The 19,242-nt window shown below is 41.6% G+C and carries 17 protein-coding genes and 1 pseudogene; 5 read left to right on the forward strand and 13 right to left on the reverse strand.

Annotation, left to right across the window (positions count from 1 at the left end; genetic code table 11):
- Positions 1-29 precede the first annotated feature (29 nt).
- Entirely contained in the window at positions 30-938 is a 909-nt protein-coding gene (locus HQN88_RS32755) for a helix-turn-helix domain-containing protein (RefSeq protein WP_173120220.1), read from the forward strand.
- Between the two features lie 471 nt (positions 939-1,409).
- On the opposite strand, the gene HQN88_RS32760 is transcribed toward HQN88_RS32755, so the two are convergent.
- From HQN88_RS32760 to HQN88_RS32795, 8 genes and pseudogenes are all read right to left on the reverse strand, one after another.
- The gene (locus HQN88_RS32760; RefSeq protein ID WP_173120222.1) at positions 1,410-3,065 is read right to left on the reverse strand and encodes an S-layer homology domain-containing protein; all 1,656 of its coding nucleotides are present in this window, start codon (positions 3,063-3,065) and stop codon (positions 1,410-1,412) included.
- Positions 3,066-3,088: 23 nt separating this feature from the next.
- Positions 3,089-3,658: a hypothetical protein gene (locus HQN88_RS32765; RefSeq protein WP_173120223.1), complete on the reverse strand. Its 570-nt coding sequence runs from the start codon at positions 3,656-3,658 to the stop codon at positions 3,089-3,091.
- A 35-nt stretch (positions 3,659-3,693) separates the two neighbouring features.
- Positions 3,694-4,146: an anthrone oxygenase family protein gene (locus tag HQN88_RS32770; protein ID WP_173120226.1), complete on the reverse strand. Its 453-nt coding sequence runs from the start codon at positions 4,144-4,146 to the stop codon at positions 3,694-3,696.
- 121 nt (positions 4,147-4,267) lie between these two features.
- On the reverse strand, positions 4,268-7,603 hold the full coding sequence (locus HQN88_RS32775) for an ATP-binding protein (protein WP_173120228.1): 3,336 nt from the start codon (positions 7,601-7,603) through the stop codon (positions 4,268-4,270).
- Between the two features lie 545 nt (positions 7,604-8,148).
- Complete coding sequence (locus tag HQN88_RS32780) at positions 8,149-8,496, reverse strand: hypothetical protein (protein ID WP_173120230.1); 348 nt, start codon at positions 8,494-8,496, stop codon at positions 8,149-8,151.
- 510 nt (positions 8,497-9,006) lie between these two features.
- A pseudogene (locus HQN88_RS32785) lies at positions 9,007-10,294 on the reverse strand (IS110 family RNA-guided transposase).
- Between the two features lie 224 nt (positions 10,295-10,518).
- Positions 10,519-10,875, reverse strand: a complete 357-nt coding sequence (locus HQN88_RS32790; RefSeq protein ID WP_173120232.1) for an SET domain-containing protein — start codon at positions 10,873-10,875, stop codon at positions 10,519-10,521.
- 28 nt (positions 10,876-10,903) lie between these two features.
- The gene (locus tag HQN88_RS32795) at positions 10,904-11,989 is read right to left on the reverse strand and encodes a CotH kinase family protein (RefSeq protein WP_173120234.1); all 1,086 of its coding nucleotides are present in this window, start codon (positions 11,987-11,989) and stop codon (positions 10,904-10,906) included.
- 152 nt (positions 11,990-12,141) lie between these two features.
- Between HQN88_RS32795 and HQN88_RS32800 the strand changes: the two genes are divergently transcribed.
- Complete coding sequence (locus HQN88_RS32800) at positions 12,142-12,516, forward strand: hypothetical protein (RefSeq protein ID WP_216855907.1); 375 nt, start codon at positions 12,142-12,144, stop codon at positions 12,514-12,516.
- A gap of 659 nt (positions 12,517-13,175) precedes the next feature.
- Positions 13,176-14,378: an IS110 family RNA-guided transposase gene (locus HQN88_RS32805; protein ID WP_173120236.1), complete on the forward strand. Its 1,203-nt coding sequence runs from the start codon at positions 13,176-13,178 to the stop codon at positions 14,376-14,378.
- Between the two features lie 181 nt (positions 14,379-14,559).
- Here the strand turns inward: HQN88_RS32805 and HQN88_RS32810 are convergent, their stop codons facing one another.
- Both HQN88_RS32810 and HQN88_RS32815 read right to left on the reverse strand, forming a co-directional pair.
- Entirely contained in the window at positions 14,560-14,880 is a 321-nt protein-coding gene (locus HQN88_RS32810; protein ID WP_173120238.1) for a helix-turn-helix domain-containing protein, read from the reverse strand.
- Between the two features lie 151 nt (positions 14,881-15,031).
- A complete protein-coding gene (locus tag HQN88_RS32815) occupies positions 15,032-15,229 on the reverse strand; it encodes a hypothetical protein (RefSeq protein ID WP_173120240.1) in 198 nt (65 codons plus the stop codon).
- Between the two features lie 307 nt (positions 15,230-15,536).
- Between HQN88_RS32815 and HQN88_RS32820 the strand changes: the two genes are divergently transcribed.
- Both HQN88_RS32820 and HQN88_RS32825 read left to right on the forward strand, forming a co-directional pair.
- Complete coding sequence (locus HQN88_RS32820; RefSeq protein ID WP_246320593.1) at positions 15,537-15,821, forward strand: WGxxGxxG family protein; 285 nt, start codon at positions 15,537-15,539, stop codon at positions 15,819-15,821.
- A gap of 401 nt (positions 15,822-16,222) precedes the next feature.
- A complete protein-coding gene (locus HQN88_RS32825; protein WP_173120242.1) occupies positions 16,223-16,741 on the forward strand; it encodes a DUF3231 family protein in 519 nt (172 codons plus the stop codon).
- A gap of 399 nt (positions 16,742-17,140) precedes the next feature.
- Here HQN88_RS32825 and HQN88_RS32830 read toward each other — a convergent pair whose 3' ends face one another.
- From HQN88_RS32830 to HQN88_RS32840, 3 genes are all read right to left on the reverse strand, one after another.
- Positions 17,141-17,506: a DUF2750 domain-containing protein gene (locus HQN88_RS32830; protein WP_173120244.1), complete on the reverse strand. Its 366-nt coding sequence runs from the start codon at positions 17,504-17,506 to the stop codon at positions 17,141-17,143.
- 334 nt (positions 17,507-17,840) lie between these two features.
- The gene (locus tag HQN88_RS32835; protein ID WP_274318817.1) at positions 17,841-18,182 is read right to left on the reverse strand and encodes a helix-turn-helix domain-containing protein; all 342 of its coding nucleotides are present in this window, start codon (positions 18,180-18,182) and stop codon (positions 17,841-17,843) included.
- A 252-nt stretch (positions 18,183-18,434) separates the two neighbouring features.
- The gene (locus HQN88_RS32840; RefSeq protein ID WP_173120248.1) at positions 18,435-19,235 is read right to left on the reverse strand and encodes a TrmH family RNA methyltransferase; all 801 of its coding nucleotides are present in this window, start codon (positions 19,233-19,235) and stop codon (positions 18,435-18,437) included.
- Positions 19,236-19,242 lie beyond the last annotated feature (7 nt).

Genomic DNA, 19,242 nt, shown 5'->3' on the forward strand with positions numbered 1-19,242 from the left:
ACATGACAAGTAGGATGAAATATGAATGTGTGGTGCATATAATGTCAGACTTCCCCGTCTATGCGTACAAAGAAATGCTGGATGAAGAGTTTCCGTTCAAAGTTGAAGTACGAACACCTGCTTATATGAATAAAACTAAGCATGCTCATGAACATTTGCAGCTTTGCTATATGATGTCGGGCAGCTGTTTACACGTCACGAATGGCCGGTCCTATGTCTTGACTAAAGGCGATATATTTTCCATACCTCCTTATCAGGAACATCGTCTGGAACTACGCGAATCGATGGATTTTGTCTTATTTCAGATTGATTTTATGCCCCATGCTATTAATGAAGGTCTGCGAGATCTCACCCGTATGCAAACCTTCGTAGATTTCGCCTATATCAGACCGCTAATCTCACAGGAAGATCTTATTCCTAAAATGGCTCTTCCCCCGAACATTCAATCATCGGTTGAGAATGTTCTCCAAGTAATGAGGAACGAGTGGGATGAAATGGAAGACGGATACCAACTGGCCATCAAAGCTGAACTTTTAAAGCTACTTGTGATTACTGGACGACAATATGCTCGTTATTCAGAAACTCAGGGTCAACAAGAACAGAGAGAGGTTTTGTTTCATCGTGAGGCTTTTCATAAGGCGATTGCCTATATGGAATCGCAATATCATGAAGACCTTAATCTTGAAGATGTTGCAAATATCGCCTATATGTCTCCCTCATATTTCAGCAGCATGTTGCGGCTTGTAAAAGGGAAGTCCTATATTGAGCTCTTATCTGCTATCCGTATGCAAGTAGCTATGGAACTCTTAAGAGACTCTGATCTGAATGTAACCGAGATTGCTTCACGAGTGGGCTACAATCATATTAGCCATTTCAATCGCATGTTCAAAAAGCTTACGGGTGTAACACCACGTGATTTCCGAAAGCATCCTTCTTAAAGAAAAATATAAGATGTTCAAAAATAAATATTTACAAAATTACCTCAAAAAATAAAAGAGACACAATAAAACTGATTAATATTCATCAGATTAATTGTCTCTCTTTGTTCAACATATAATTATGAAACGAAACTCTTTCTGTTTCATGCTGAAGCCACCTATGATGGACCGTTTACGGAAAGCAGCACCCAGCGCGGAGGGAGGGAATTCGTGGATGTATCGGAGAATAGAGGCATTTCTTTTATAAATCCAAAGAAGCCAGGTTATCTGGGTATCCACTCATAATATCTCTCCTCAACCAACCAACCAACCAACCAACCATTAGCTCAATTTTCCCCTTATCTATTTTACGCTTCCACAACTTGAAAGGTTGTATCCTGCCCATTCGTTCAAAAAGAGGACGCTCCTTCGCCTACGCTGGGTTACGTCCTCTGCATGTTATCAATTTAAGATCATACTCCTCAACCGCTTCTACTTCTTAACTTTTAGCATACGAACGATCGCCGAAGCGGCTTCCCCGCGGTTGGACAGTACTTGCGGCGCAAATTTATTGCCTGTAATACCACTCACGATAATGATGCCGTTCTTCTCGGCCGTGGAAACGGAGGCTTTTGCCCACTCCGGGATAATGGCATCGTCAGCGTAGCCGGTTATCTGTGCATTATCAGTGGGGAGACCTGAGGCGCGAACGACCATCAAAATCATTTCGGCATGGGTAATATTCGCGTTCGGTTGGAATGTACCGTCCGCATATCCGCTGATGATTCCGAGTTTCACTGCTAGTTCCACCGATGGAACCGCCCAAGCTTCAATATCACTATTATCCTTGAAGGAAATTCGTGTACCTTCTCCCATTGGCTTTAGCCCTCTCATTAGCATACTCGTGAACTCCGCACGTGTCACACTCGCATCCGGCCGGAAAGTACCGTCCGGATAACCGCTCACGGCTCCTAGCTTCACTGCGATCATGATATCCGAACTCGCCCAATGTTTATCAATGTCATTAAATTGGATCGTAGGTGTAGCCGTGGTAGGTTTCTGAATATCCGCTACAGTTACGATGCAAACAGCAGTAAATTCCCCACTTTCTGCCTTCACTGTAATTTTTGCCGAACCGGGTGATATGCCCGTCACTTTACCAGCATTATCGACAGTAGCGACTCCCTCATTTTCGCTGCTCCACGTCATCTTCTTATTGGCTGCATTCGAAGGTATAATAGCCGCGATTAGCGCTTCACTCTCCCCCTGATTCAGATGGATTGCTTTTTTATTTAACGTGATGCTACTGACGGCCACTTTATCAATATCCAAGATATACATACGCCATTTTTTGGTAAAATCAAGCTCGATTTTCACTTTATTATTGTCAGGTTCAATAATTCTAGGGAAATTGGTTATGGCGTCGATTGTATCCAGAGGCTTTTTTTGCGCAATCGTTTTTGCTAGCACACTGACAACTCCCGGTCTATTGCTGTCCAGTATATTGAATTGATCAATGACCGGTAGCACTGAGTAAGCGTAGATTGTACTTGTATACTTACTTGTATCTTTGTCGACAAATCTGAGAGGCCCCCTATGATCCATCGTATCTTTTACGTAAAATATTTTTGAACCATCAGGCCCATCCCTTGTAATCTGGTAATACGATTCCATATTCGTATTATCGGTCCAATCCAGTAAGATTGTACCATCCGTATTCGCCATTGAAGTTAAATCCGTGATTGAACCAGGCTGCAAAATTTGATATGGGCCGATCTTCACCTCAGAATAGCTGTCGGAGCCGATAACCGGCGAGAAGGAAGCACCTACGCGGAAAATGGCCGAAGTCAACTGTGGATCGATTGGAAAAGTAATTTCATATAAATTATAATTACTGCTTTTTAGGAAATGCCATGTAAAACCGTTATCGGTGGAATAGTCTGTTTGAACGTCCATGTCTGTCGAAATAGCTCTATCGGTAGTGAAGGAAACATAATGCGGTTGGCCTGCGATTAAATAGGAGCTCGAGTTATTGATAGTAAGCTGGTAAATATTCGCTGTTGCAAACGTATGCGGAATCGGTCCTATCGTGCACATAGACATCATATAGACTAAGGCCAGTGCAAGAGACTTTTTTACTGAACCCATTGTTTCTCCTCCCTCAACCGATTTCACATAGCCGTAATATCAATGCTGATCTGCGCTTGCTTGCAGTTGGCTTCGTCATTCGGATCCTTAATGATGTTGATTATTAATTGTCCGGACAACTGCGTTTGGGCTTTCAGAGCTTCGCTTTTATAGGTGTATTTATGCATCTTTGTTGTAGCGTCTTCTTCGTCTTTGATGAATTTGGCATCTTTGGGCAGGAATTGCTTGATAAACGTGAGCGCATCTTCTACGCTCACCTTTTCTTTGCGATCCACGTATGCATTGTAAATCGTATAAGCGATTCCAAAATTCTCAAGAACCCGAAGCTTGCCATCCATATAACCGATGGTCGATTCGTTCTCTTTTTTGACAACAGTGCCGAACTTGGAATCGAAATAGCTCAATTTCGCGCCAAGTACCGCGTCGTCTAATCTACCTGCCTCACTTGAATGAGATGAACTAATGTTTGCGGTTTTTGGCACTTGGCTCGCCACAGCTTCCGATACAGACTGGATATCATTGCCTCCACAGCCTGTGATCAGGGTTCCTAAAGTCATTATGATTAGTCCTAAAGCAACTGTTTGCCGTTTCACAATTGCACCTCTTTTTATAGGGAAAATTTGAAAGATCAATGAATTAACAGTGCAATAATAAGTAGGCTTAGCCCGATCAGTCCAGCAATCATCCGTACAATATGCCACTTCCACCAATCATCACGCAATCTCATCCAATCTGCGGGAGGATTATCAAGCAACCAAGACATTATCTTTGCATTAATAGGTTGATTCAGGAAACGTGTAATGATGCCGGCAATGATTAGAAAAATCGCCGAAGCAATCATCATCAGCATCCTATAACGATCATCTCGGGAAAGAACAGCTGAAATGACAGTGATTACAATACCCACTGCTGCCAATAACGGCAATTTAACATTTAAAGATCGAATTAACTTCTGATGATGTTCCAGATAAGCGGGATATGGCATTTGCTTAGGATTTATACCAAACCAAACCCCGAACATAGTCCCGACCACAAGTGCCACTAGTAATAAATTAACGGTATAGATAACTGCTTTTATCATTTTTCCTCCTGCATAATAAATAGACTCTCGGCATTTGCCAAGGCAGATGGGATAGAAGATATCCTAGTTACATCATAAAGAAAGAAGCGCTTCAAAAGCGCTTCTTGGTTAACTTTCGCGATTATGACTTTAACTTCAAATAACAATCTATTTCCTTCAAAATGGTTTCGGTGATGCTTTTGTGTTGTGTGACTTCGGCAGCAAACTGCGGCATTGGACGCACCACAGCGGCGACATCGCATAAACCATTCATTTCGCTGCAACGTACACGATATTCTTCTTTACCTGACTTTCGGTAAAGCTCTTCATTCAAAGATAGCGCATTGATCCGATATTCTGAGGATTCGGAATTCAACTTCCACATCGCATAATAAATGGCTGCCTGTTCCTGCTGATCGACATACTGCTTCAGCAATTTATGAAGTTGCTCCAAGGCCTCAATCGGGTTTGTTCGTCTTAACCCCACATTTAAATGCAATAAAAGCTTGAGTTGCATATCTCGACGATTAAGCTTATTAGCGATCTTCAGTGCTTCTTCCGCAATTTCCACTGCATAATCGTATTGATTCTGGTGATAACTCTTCACACTCATGAGATAGAGCGCATTACATTCAAAAAAAGGAGAGCGAAGCTGTCGGCTCAGTCGAAGCGAGCGATCAATGAACGGAATCGCTTCCTCAACTCGAAACTGCAACAATAAGTTATGGGCTTCCCATCCGAGCAAGTTGGCAGTAAAGCGCCAATCCTTGACAGCTATTGCTTCTTCGAGACAAAAGGCAATGCACCCAGCCGCTATCGTGTGTGATCCCAGAAATCCATAATATTTGCCGAGCATCCCCATTGCAATAGTCAGACCCATCCGGTCACCGATCACTTGGCTGATTTCAATCTTATCAACGATACAGTCAAAAGCCAGATTCGTTTGATCGGTGTCGAGATAGACAAGCGCCAATCCGCCCAAGGCTTTCGCAACAGCGTTCTTATCACGATTTTCCGTTGCTAGCTTGAGCTGCATCTTGTATGCATGAATCGCTTGGTCGAATTCACATTGATGATAGAACAGCCCCCCCATAACGCCGTAGAAACGGCAATCCTCCCTCGTTCGATCTCCGGAAGGAGGCAATTCCATTCTTACTGTCAAATAGTGAAGTGCCTTGTCGTTATTTCCCCTGTAGTAATGCAACATACCAAGCGTTCCATAGGCAAAGCCAAGACCGGAATGGTCGTCAATCAGCTCAAAATGGCGTCGAGCCCGTTCCAAATGAAAGCTTGCTTCCTCATATTTTCCCTGCAATCGCAGGCAATTGCCCAGCGCAACGTCGCAGAAAGATCGTTCCTGCAGCTCAGTTGAATTCCCTTCTTGTTCAAGCCATTGTCTGTAAGTCTTCTCCGCTTCGTTCCAATTTCCCGTAATGATCAAAACATCGCCGAGTTTCATTAGTATTGGCAGTATCTGTTCGGGAGGCAGCAAGGAAATGAGCTTCCGATAACACTTTATCCTGGTTTCATTGGCATATATTTTCTCGGCAACAGATGCAGCCATTTCGTAATAGAGAATGGCCTCTTTTTTCATAAGCGCAAGTTCGTAATGAAAAGCGATTTCCGCAGCAACGGCTTCAAGCCGCTCTTGATGAAAAGCAATCAATCCAATTGCGATTTTTCGATGGTATTGGCGGCGCAAGCTCTCATTTTTCAGTGTATACGCAGATTCCCTTAGGATATCATGAGTAAAGTCGTACTTCTCGTCCTCTGTCTCTTGCATGACTTTCGATTGTACTAAGTGCTCCATTTTTTCAGAAATCTCTTCCTCACATGAGCCTGTCAACATCGCCAAAAGCGATAATGATACAGGTCTGCCGACAGCGGCGAAGATGGATACAAGATGTCGATTATCCGGCGAAAGCTTCTTTAATCGATTTAAAATGATGGATTTCACCAAAGGCGAAAATCGGAATTCCATTTTGTCGCTACCCGTTTTCCATTCTTTCAACGTTTCCATTATATACAATGGATTACCGCCGATTTCCGCGTATAAATTGGACGAATGGCAGTCTGCCAACTCATCGCCAACAGTAGCGGCCATCAGCTGTTTCGTTTCGTCCTCACCGAACGGTGCAAGCTCGATTTCCGTCAACTTCCGTTCGTTTCGAAGCACGAAGACAAAATGTCCGACGGCATCGCCCGGCAAATCCTCCGTCCTCATTGTCGCGACAACTAACAGCTTTAACTTGGTATCTTTGCGGAGTAGATAAGAGAGAAATTGCAGCGTCTCTCCATCGCTCCATTGAATATCGTCAATGAGCAGGAGGAGCGGTTGCTGACCCAGCAGCATCCGCTCTATCGCTTCATACCATTGGTTCAATTGCCAGTTGTCCTGAATGGGATCCGGCTTCGGCAATTCCGGGTATCTTTCAAATAACTCTGGCAGTAAACGAGTCAATTCCGACAGCCAGACTGGACCGATCTGCGGTAAAGGAACACTCCTGAGCCAAGCAGTGATTGGTGTATAGGACAACGATCTTACTGACGGGTAGCATCCGGCAAAGGCCGTTTGATACCCTTGTCTCTCTACCCATGCTTTAAATTCCAAGGTCAATCTAGTTTTGCCGATTCCCGTCTCACCCTTCAATAGCAGGAGGGAATTTCTCCCAATCGTTGCCTGCTTCCATTTGCTAACCATGTTTTCCCATTCGCCGATTCTGCCGACCAGCGGAGTTTTGCTTTGTTTAGAGATCAATTGTTCGTTGCCAATTTTCGTGAGCCTTTCTACAAGCTGTAAGGTTTCCTCCGCTGGACCTATCCCTAGCTCGTCTTGCAGTATGTTGTACAATTGCTGATAAATTCGAACTACGCCTGCCATGTCATTATTCAAGGCATGAAGCCGCATCAGCGTACGGTAAGTTTCCTCCCTTAATTGATTTAGTACAAGCATCTTATTCGCGAAAAGTAGGGCCGACGTGTACTCCCGTTGATTTTCCATAATAGAAATGAGCTTGTCGAGTACAGACGAATACGTTTGCGCCAATTGCTCCCGCTTCGCACCAAGCCATTCCTCTTGAAGCCCGGGTAGAAGATCTCCTCTGTACAATTCTTCCGCCTTGCGAAGCTCGTATAGGGTTCTTCCTACTGCCCCCTGTTCAAACTCACGCACATCCAAATAAACGGGTAATTCAAGATTCCACTGTATGTATGCTGGAGTAATTTTGAGATAACGATCGGTTTGTGGAAGACATTCCCGCAGATCGTGAAGAAGTTTCCGTAAATTGGATAGGGCTTGTTTCTCTGTGGAGTCCGGCCAGAAATCAAAGGCAATTTGTTTCCTGGTTTGCGGCATGTCAAAAGCTAGAACCACGTATGCCAGCAGCCGGGCCTTTGCACCGGATGTAGTCGTCGTAAAATCTTCATTGTCAAAGGTGATTTTAAAACCGCCTAATAGTTGAATGCTGCAGCCTGCCAAACCGTCCCCCTCCTTCGCAAATCTTCACTATACAATTTATTCTATTTTTGTACACAAATCCCTCGTGTCAAAAATAGACTTATTTCGAGCCATCACCATTACAGAGTAGCAACGCATAGCCTCATCTACGGATCACAAAATGGCCGCCGAATTATTGACGATCACATGGTGAAACACAAGTCATTTAGATGAGCTGGCCCTCAACTATCTTTCAGCATTAGCGCAATGACCAACACTTTTATTTATTAGTTGCCTCTAGGTTGAATGTGAAGCTCTGAGGCTTTTTTCAATAAAGAACGCTTTACTCCTTCTCACCAACCGGAGCTCTCTATGAAAGAATTTCATTATCTACTGCCCTCTTCATTGCCTTTATATAGAAATTATTACCAAGTAATTGAACTTTTGTAAAGCTGTAATTTGATTATTCTGCCCGTTAGTTCAGCAAACGAAAAAGGAGCAGCCACGAAGCATGCTCCTCAACTATAGTACACCGTTAGTTTAATCCCATTCCTCAGAAACACAATTTGTGTGTGGCTATCTATATTTTAATACTCACCATTGTATTCTACATAGCTCGTTTGTTTGATGCGAGCAACGTGATTTGGTATATATCTATTTTGTGCATGCGGTGATAGACCTTCTATATAATTAATTGCAGCTTCAACCATGTCATCAGTTAAAAAAACTCTATCATCCAAAAAACCGCTCAATAATGCTGAATCATCACCTTTTAACTTTAAATGAAGATAGCCATAGCCTGGATCTACAATAACAAGATTCACAATTTCATCTTCATTTTGTTCTTTTGATGAATCATAAAATCTTGCTACAATATCTTGGTCTTTATAAAATATATCCACATCACAAGAAAAATTTTCAAATGTGAATTTCATTAGATTTCACCCAGCCTATTCTTTTTCTTCATAATCTTACACCTATTGAAAATATTTAGTTTTTTTATACTTAATTTATTCAAGACAGTCACCACGTAATCCTCCCTCTATGGAGAAACGCTTTACTCTTAAATACTCTCGTTTTCTCAGTTTTTGACCATCAAATACTTATTAGCAGATAACATTTCAATGGTATGAAGTTGTAGAGGAAGAAATTTATGGATATCCCGAGGGGCAAAAAACTCTCTACCTAAACCACCTGATGTAAAAAACGGATGGTATGGTAATGTATGGTTGCACCTTTGGATCTCCACATGTGCTCATGGCGGTCAACCCTCCCACATCTCGCAGAGTCTACGCTCCCACATTCCTTCATTCAACCTATCCATGAGGTGGAGGTCAGATATGCTGCCCGACAGGATCTTCGTCCGTAAGGATAGTGCCTTTCCGACTCATCCGTGCTTCTTGTTATCTTGCTCTGCTTTGGTCATCGACATAAAAAAGCGATCATTAAGCTGCTTGTGGTATCTCCGCAAATCGAGGGATATCCTGGATCATTTTTTCTTCACTAAACTCATGGCCCTTCTGCAAGATACCGAAAAGGATACGTATGAGCTTGTTACATAACGCGATGAGAGACTGCATCTTTTTTAATGGATTCACAGACCGTTTGGTGTAATACTCGTGTAGGGTTCGAAAGGCTGAATTTTTAGCGACTAACGGCATCATCACTCTGAAGAGCAGAGCACGAAGGCGTTTTCTACCTCTTTTTGTGATCCTAGTTTGCCCTATATGTGTGCCGGATGAATTTGTTTTCAAATTCAGTCCAGCAAGCTTTGTGATCTGTTTTGGATGTCGGTACTGGTTAATGTCTCCTACCTCTGCTAAAAAGCCAGCGATCGTATCCCGACCAATTCCTTTCATGGCCAATACTTGCTTTACATGAGGGATCTGCGCTAGTAAATCATCTAGCTTTGCTTCCAATTCCTCAAGCTTGTTCTTAAGCCATTCGTACTGTGTCAGCAACAACTTTAGCTCCATTTTAGCCAACTCAGAACCTTGCCTGATGCCAACAGAACAGCCGGCTGCTGTCTTCAGATTCTGTATTCGACCTTAGACCAAGCCCACGCTTTGCAGCTTCTCTTAAATGCTGCAGCAACGTCTCGTCTGGCACAGAAACAAGCTCATGTCGCAGTAAATGAAGGCTTAAAATTTGGATGGCAGACTTGCACTCCCAGTCCTTAAATACCGTCAGAAACTCTGGAAAATACCGATCTAGCCAATTATGGACACGTAATTGCACAACACAAAGGTCAGTTGTCAGGTGCTCGCGAATTTTCATGGCTTCCCTCAGCTCGGCATAAACACCTTGAGGAAGGCTCGGTACAGCGTATCTCCCGTCTTTGACCAACTGAGCAATAACTTTTGCGTCCTTAATGTCATTCTTTGTTGGGGAATTGTCATCTAATTCTTTACTTTTCTTTACGTGTAGTGGGTTCACTACGCCGCATTTTACTTGCTCTTCTTTAAGAAAATGGGCTAGGTTTAGCCAGTAGTGACCCGTTGGCTCCATACCAACTATGATATCCTTGAACCCTTGCTCCGTCGCAATCTTCCTGAACTAGCTCATAAATAATTCAAAGCCTTCTCGATTGTTTTCAAACGTAAGTGGCTTCCCGAACTCGACCCCGCGGAAGTCTTGGGCTCTCGCCACATGTCTAAATTTTGCGATGTCGACACCGATAATTAAGGTAGAAAAAGTGATTTGATTAATTCGATCATTTTGAGTAGAATGCATGTTGTAGTCTCCTTGATATTGTTATTGGATCTGTCGCTGGCCAGCAACTGGGATCCATAAACATCATACCAAGGAGTCTTTTTATTTCTCAAACCTCGTTATTCCTCTTAATAGGAATGCTGCCCGTTAGCTTAATGACCTTTCCTGTCATCTATGAAACAGTATAGCCATCCTTTGCGGGATGGCTATTTCTTGTAAGATTAGACTACCTGTTTCAGTTTTTGTTAGTCGATAACCTTAAACCACAATGATGATTGGTCCTTAGGATCTCCATTGTAATTAATCAAAATCTCTTCACCCGCTTTAATTTCTTTATAGGCAAAGAAGTCGATAGTTAAATTATTTTTATTCGATAAATATCTCGCATTAGGAGAAAAAGAGTGATTATATAAAGCACCGTATCCTAGAACGATAGCTTTATCCTCGCCCCATCGGAAAATATAGTTTTTGAGTATGCTTTCCCTCATTTCTTCCCATTCGTTTTTGGAGATAACGATAATCGGGGCTGACTCAATTAAGTCACCTTTTTGAAAGCTTTCGGTTGCAAAAATTCCTCTGCCAGATTTTCCCGTATTTTTCATTTGTATTTTTTTCAGCGTACTCCCTCCTTTATACAAGATCCTTTAGATGCTTTCGAAGATATCCGTTGCGCTTTTCAATGAAGCGAAAGATAAATTCAGGCTCACTATTAAATAGCGAAATGGATTCTTTTTTGAATGGATCTAAAGAAATATAGGGGGTTAATTGCTTGTGGAGATTTGTCACCATAGGTTCTATCGCGTTAACCGTAAATTTCGTTTCTAAAACTTCTTCCATAATACGACGGTATTGCTGCCGTATTTCCTTTACATCCAAAAGGCGTGCAGTGAGTGTATTATAACCTTGAATCGGAACAGCATAATATTCCATTATTTCGCCATTCCAATTTCGTCCCCAAGTAGCGTCATAATCCCATGGGATCATCTGATATAATCTCGTCTCTTCATTTCGAAATATAGAATAGTTGTGAATAAACCCATCGTAGTTTTGGGTACACACTGCCCCGCATAACCACAATAAATAATTATTGATATCCATCTCCTTTTTCATCGCTTCACCAAATTGGTCTCGGTTAACTGTATTTATGTTTACAATAAACCTTTCTAAATTTAGTTTATCCTTGTCAATACCCATTTTTTGTACATATCCAGACAAGAGGGACGGTTTTGGCTTTTCCTTTGGTGTTAATAATGAAAAATTCGCATGATAGATCGTGGCGTAAAAAATAGGACCTTGAGGAAGTTTTCTTTTTTGTAAAAAATATTCGTCCACCGATTCAAGTTCTAGATAAATCCCCTTTGTCTCCCCATTCAATTCAAGAAAGACATGCTTACTATTTGGAGCAAAACTCCCAATGCTCTGGAAAAAATCAAAAGAAAGCTTGTTGCGCATTAATGATGGATCTCGGTATTCAGCATTTAAGTGTATCTCACGTCCAGCAAATTCTTCTTTATATAACCTAAAGTCGATGCTATAGGATTTTTTTCGAAATTTACGGGTATGATCGCCCCGATATGATATCCCAATCTCATATGGAATGTTGTCTACAATTAATTTGGATGAAACAGGGTCATCTCTCCATACATCGTTATTTAGCACCTTAAGAACCTTCGGCTCAATCGTTATACCATAAGTAGGAATAGCAGTATGTTCCATTCAATCATTCCCTTGCTTTTTTATATCTTATGAGGAAGTAAGTGGCTTTGATAATACATCTGGACATATCACTAGAACAAATAAAAATCGATTTACATAAGATACAACACCTTGATTTACAAGGATATTTAACGAAAGGTGGTCAAGTCAATATGGGAGAATCACAAATATTAGATTTAATAAAACAAGCTCAAGATGTCGGGTTAGATGAGTTCTTAGTTCGAAATCCCGTGTCCAATAAAGGTACGGGCGGTACGGGCAAAAGTACAGGTGGTACGGGCAAAGGTACGGGTGGTACGGGCAAAGGTACAGGTGGTACGGGCAAAGGTACGGGTGGTACGGGTAAAGGTACGGGTGGTACGGGCAAAGGTACGGGTAAAGGTACGGGCAAAGGTACGGGTAAAGGTACGGGTAAAGGTACGGGCAAAGGTACGGGTAAAGGTACGGGTAAAGGTACGGGCAAAGGTACGGGCAAAGGTACGGGCAAAGGTACAGGCGGTACGGGTAAAGGTACAGGCAATAGTTAGATTAAGAATAAGACAAAAGTAGGCAATAAAGTTGCCTGCTTCATGGGAAAATTCTCGAATAACTTGCCGTTACAGATAGTACAATTTTCCGTGCTATCTGTAACGGCAAGTTAAACCCTAACCCTCGCCAAATAAGGACCGTCAGACTGCGCGGCAGTCGACGATCCCTACTTAAGTTACGTTCCTTCTTAGGGCAAATTCAAAGTCTCAATGTCACCATGAATAATAAGTAGAAGATAACAGGTAATCCTATAGCAGATATTATTGTGATCACGGTACTTACTTTTTTCTTATCTCGTACTATTAACACTACAAACTTATACCCTAAAATACCAATCCATCCACCCAAACAATTTATGAAGTACTTCTGACACAAATAAAAGCAGACAGTTGATTCAACTATCGTTACCCGTCGTATTATGAGGTCAGCCAGTTTTTACTGGTTGACCATTTATTATTTTAGTGGTGTATTTCTCGGTAGCCGGGGCAGATCGGTCGTTCCCCTGGGTCTGTAACCCGTCGCTAAAACTGATCGCCCCCTACTTGTAGAAACCATGTTTAAGCTGGTTGAGACGAATAGATCTCGCATAACAAGCGATGTTGTGGAACTACGAGCAGTGCTTAGGGGTACCGGCAATTTAATAAAGGGAGAGTGCGTTATGAATCCAGTCATTGGCCTGGATATTTCAAAAGGAAAAAGTGATGGACAAGTCTTCTTAGACAAGGGCAAACCCTTCGGAAATCCGTTTTGTTTTCAGCATAACCAAGAAGGTTTTAGCCAGCTTCTAGGCATCATTTCAAACGTACAAGATAAGTCTGGGAAAACTCCAGCTGTCATCCTGGAATCGACGGGGCACTATCATCAGGCCGTTATTCAGTTCCTAGAGGAACACGGTATCCTGCATTTAGTTGTAAACCCACTCATTTCGCATCAAGCCAAGAAATCAAGTCTACGTAAAGTGAAAACAGATGCTGTCGATGCCTTACGGCTATGTGAACTGTACTTCAAAGAGGAATTTGAAGACCATAAACAACGCGGAGTTCAGTTATTGAATCTTAGGCACCTAACACGTCAGTTTGACTCTCTAACGCAAATGTATGTACAGGTTAAACTGCAGTTCCAAGCAGTCTTAGATCAGGTCTTCCCAGATTACAGAGGTATTTTCGGTGATCTCTATTCGAGAGTTTCATTACGGCTTCTAAAACAGTTTACAACCCCTGAAGCTTTTCAAGCAGCCGGTGAATCTAGTATTGCATATGTAATTGCTTGCCTCTGCCCAAGTCGTTCTAAACGCTGGGCTACTGACAAAGCAAACCGTATCGTAGCCGCTGCAACAAACAATCCTTTTCAGAAAGTAAACTATACCAGCCATCTTATAAGCCTAGCGTTATACATTGATCTACTCCTTCAGTACCAAGAGCATCTTTCCCACCTGCAAAGCCAGATTGATGCCCTTGCTAAAGAAGTTGAAGAATATGAGATTATCCAATCGATTCCCGGTATAGGTAGCAAAATCGCTGCAACGATTCTGTCTGAGATCGGGGAAATCTATCGGTTTAACCGTGCAAAAAAGTTGGTTGCTATCGCTGGAATTGATCCTAGTGTTTATTCTTCAGGTAAGTTCACAGCGACAACCAATCGCATTACCAAACGTGGATCTAAGAAACTACGTCACGCCTTATATCTCGCCGTACTGTGCGGTCTGAAGAAGACCGGATCTAAAAAATTACGTGAGTTTTACGACAAGAAACGTGAAGAGGGAAAGCCTTATCGCGTTGCCCTCATCGCCTGTGTTAACAAGCTCCTTCACTGGATTTATGCCCTGTTAGTGAAGAAAGAAAGCTTTGTGGAAATAATTTAGTTACCAAATTTATTATTTAGAAGAAAAACCTTCCAGAATGCTCAGGGAAGGTTATTTGGTGCACCTAATTTGAAGTATACTCACATCTCAAAATAAATTTAAGAGAAAAATGTTGACAAACTATTAGCTGGTTTTAGTTCAATACGGCAAGTCCAAGAGATAGGACTTGTCATACATTTTGTTATTGGACAATAACAGCTTCAGTTTTTGTAAGCCAACTGTCAATAGCTTTCAATGGGAAATATATTGTATTCCCAATTTTCACATATGGGATTTGACTTGTAGTTGTAGCCCCCATGGATTGTGGACCCAGTTTGTCTACCGCAGTTTCACTAATACCTAGGTATTGGGCTAATTCAGAACGGGTTAAAAGCTGATTCTGAAGATTAGAAGATGGAACCTCAACGTTATTTTTGATAAATGAATTTGATATGAGCCAGCATCCAATTATTAAACAAACACCTAAAAATACAATGGTCAATGCATTTACAGAATTTTTCATTTTTTCCTCCTGCAATATATTTATTTTTCATATTCGTCCACGTAATAATAAACTCCTTTTACAAGGTAGTTATTATTTAAAATTACGAATGCTGCCCGTTAGCGTGGAAAAGGCAGCCGATCATCATGGCCGGCTGCCGAGGTGTCTTTATTCAGCTATCGTTCCTCGTTAGCGTAATGACCTCATCTGTCATCACCACATGAACCTGCATAGAATAAATCAACATTACCTGGTTAGTGATTTGTGTTCTTTGGACGGACCACACTTGAGAAACAATCATTTGGACGACAACAACCTCACTTCTATTGAAGTGAGGTTGTTTGAAGAGGTTATTAAGTTGTTTAAACAAATTCATTAACCACCTGAATTTATATTTGCATCATCAATACCATTATTGCTGCTACTTTTTTTACTACTGTTTTGATTTGGTTTTTGGTTTTTTTGCATTGCTGATTCTATACTCTTTTTTTGGTTTGTCCTGATATTAGCCCACCCATCTTAATAATTGGAACATTAATATTATATGCTTTTAGGGACAATATACACCATTCATTTAGTGGACTTCTTTGGCACTCACTCATTCGTATAAATGATTTACATATAGGAGAAAACAAGCATGTCAATACAAATAATTATATTAAGGAGAGAAAACCAAAATGAAAAAGAAAGCATTTACGTTTTTTTTAAGTATGTGTTTCATGTTTCTGTTGTGTACAGGAGTATCGAGTGCCGCAGGTAGTACAGGTATGACTGGATCGGCATATAACGGATATGGTTCAGTTAACGGTACGACTACTACTAATAGTTACGGGACAAATTCAACAGCTACTTATAGAACTAATGCTGCTACTGATGACAATGATAACAATTGGGGTTGGCTTGGCCTTCTAGGGTTAGTCGGTTTAGCTGGGTTAAAAAAGCGGAATCGTGAACACACCTAAAATATAGACATTTCTACTAATAACCTCCGTTTCTAACGGAGGTTATTGTATGATTCAATCCCGAGAATTCCTTTTATAACTATATTATTACATTTTTTTCCATCCTTATACATCTATAAATCACTAATGACTTGCTACTATTAAATTTTAGGAAAATTTCGACGCTTGATTATGGTACATATAAAACATTTCGTTTTTTTTCCTCTTAACATTTGTTCATTTTCGCAAAGTAAACATCGCATGTAATCACCTCTGTTGGTATTGTATCCAAAGGAAATAATCAAACATTCACTATTCAGTAATTTTTTTTCAATTATGTAAATCGACGGTACATGAATTTTAAAAGAATAAATGGGTATGATATACAAGTCATTAAACTAGAACAAAGGAGCTAAACTCATATGGGAATTTTAAGCGGTAATCCAAAAGATGAACCTCTACACTACGGGGAAATCTTTAGTGTATGGACAGCGTCCACAGTGGCTAAAGGAGCTGTATCCTGTTATCAAGCCTATTTAAATCACTCAGGAGACAAAGATCTTAAAAAGATACTCGACGGTCTCATTGATCAAGCAAATCTTGAAATAAAAGAATTAGATAAAATACTTATTGATAACGGAATTGCCACAGTTCCAACAATGCCTGAAAGACCGGCAGTTAAACTCGAGGATATCCCAGTCGGTGCAAGATTCGCTGATCCCGAGATTGCAGCCAAAATTGCTGCTGACGTTTCATTGGGATTGGTTGCCTGCAGTCAAGCTATGGGCCAATCCATTAGAGTTGATATTGGCGCTTTATTTGCAAAATACCATATAACTAAAACAGCATTAGGCCTTAAAATACTGGAGATGAGTAAAGAAAAAGGTTGGCTTGTTCCTCCTCCACTACAAATAAAAAGGCCTGAAACAGTAAATGCGTAGTTTAATCTAAATAGATGGTAATCTATTTGTATAATTAGGCATAGAAACAGAAACAACTTCCTCGAAAGACGAGGAAGTTGTTTCTGTTTTGGGCCTTAGTCATTAATTCGTCATGCCAATCAAGGTAAGCCATTTTTCCGTCAAAACGGAAAGACAACACTAAACAAAATCCGACTTGGGTGTATTCAAAGGATTAAAATAATCTTCGCCTTCGGGGTCTCGGACACGAGGCGGTAGACGAGATCCTCCCTTCAGCCGGTTCTTCCGCCTTCGACCCAGTAATACAAACAATTTGTTCCATTATCCTGCCCGTTAACGTAATGGAGGCTGCCGATTATGCCGGCAGCCTCCCATTGGTGTGTTTATTGAACAAACGTTCCCAGTTAGCTTAACGATGCGTTACTTTTCAAGCAATTTTGCCAACAATTCTAACGGTTCAATTTCTTTACCTAAAAGATGAACGTTCCAGTCTGTGCCAATTAATAAATTATCATCATCAAGCCCAGGAATCCAAGCATTGACAAACTCATCAAGTGGTATCGATTCGGAAGCGTAATGTGCCCACTCTTCACGAGCACATTGTTTTGCATAGGCACTTTCCGACCAGAAAGGCATTACAGTTGCATCTTCAAAATCGTTTGAAGGTGATACAGACCATCCTTCTGCCGATTTTAAACCCCAAACAAGCTGAGTTTTCTTTACCCGCTCAACAAATTTTTCAAAACGCTTTTCAGATTCAATCTTGAGTCCCAAATTATGTGACATACCATACTCCTCTTTTGTTATGCAATAATTTCACTTGTTTCGGTACCTATATTCCACTAAACTGCCAGTTAGCTTAACGCCACTGCCAGTCAAATACTCTATTTTTTTATCTAACACGTATTTACACTAGACAAATACAAATAACTACTATCCGAAAATATACCAAAAACAAGCCCAAGGGATTCCCTCGGGCTTGTTGTTCACCAGTGCTTTTGGGTAAACGTTATATACCAACACATTCAAACTAATATTTAATATTTATAAACAATTTTATATATTAGGATGTAAATTATTAGAAAATTATTTATGGATCACTTCTTACTTATCAATAATATTAGGTTATGTTGCGCTTCTTTTTAAGTTTTACTATTTCAAAAGCTTCTATTTGATTTTCGCTGTCCAACTCTCTAAAAGCACTAATTAACTCTTGTTCTAAGTAACTAAGCTCGGAATTTGATATTTTATTTTCTGATTTTTTTTGACTCTCTGTGTTTAATAACCAATCAAGTGAACACTCAAATGTAGAATATATAGAAACCACAGTTTCTACAGAAGGATTACATTTTCCTGATTCTATATCACTCAAACTGCCCTGTGATACCCCTATTAACTTTGCAAATTCAATTTGATTTAGGTCATGTATTTTCCTGAGTCTTCTTACATTTTCCCCAATCACTTTCAAAGAAATCCCTCCAAATGGATACGAATTATGACAAGAGTCATTACAGAGAATTTCGAGGTGATTTTTCAAAGATTTTTTTAATCTTATTGCATGATCATTAAAAATTTCAACTTATAAAGATATTAAAAAATCCCGATGTATCAAGGCTTTGTGCACATCGGGACTAGTCTAAGTAGTGACAAATCTACGTTCCAAACGGTGACAAAGTGAATTACAACTCACATCACGTTCCAAAAATGGGTTCACTCACACCATCCGCTGCCTAGCCGTCTCAAACAGCAAAACCGTCGCAGCCATCGCGACGTTCAACGATTCCGCCTTGCCTTGCATCGGAATAATGACCTGCACGTCGGACTGCGCAGCAACTTCCGGCGACACGCCCTTGGCCTCGTTGCCGAAAATCAGCCACGTCGGCTGCCGCAGGTCCGTGTCGTAACACGAGCCCTGCGCCTGCAGGCTCGTCGTCACGAGCCGCACGCCGCGCTCACGCGCGCGCGGCAACAACGCACCCAAATCTGCCTCCACGATCGGCAGATGGTACATAGATCCCATCGTCGAGCGGATCGTCTTGGGATTGAACAGATCGACCGTGCCGCGGCCGAGCACGACCGCTTTGGCACCGACCGCATCTGCACTGCGGATGATCGTGCCAAGATTGCCCGGGTCCTGAACCCCGTCCAGGACCACGACCAGATCGTGCTCGCCGGCAAGCAGCTCGTCCATGCCAACCTGTGGCCGCGTCACGATAGCCACTACACCCTGCGGCGTCTGGGCGTCCGAACACTTGGCCAACACCGCTGCACTCACGCCGACCCACTCGACGGCGCGATCACCTGCGAGGGCGACAAGCTCCTGAGGGCTCCCTTTTTCCGCTAGAAAAAGAATAGCCTCCACCTCAGCCCCCGCCTTCAAAGCTTCCTCAATCAAATGGTATCCCTCAATGATATACTTGCCCTGCTTATCTCTGCCGCGCCGCTCCAAGAGCTGAGCCCAGTCTTTGACTCTCGTATTTTGAACAGACATGATTTCTATGTATGCATGTGTCATGAATTTA

It is taken from the genome of Paenibacillus qinlingensis (assembly GCF_013204845.1).
GTDB classification, from domain to species: Bacteria; Bacillota; Bacilli; order Paenibacillales; family NBRC-103111; genus Paenibacillus_E; species Paenibacillus_E qinlingensis.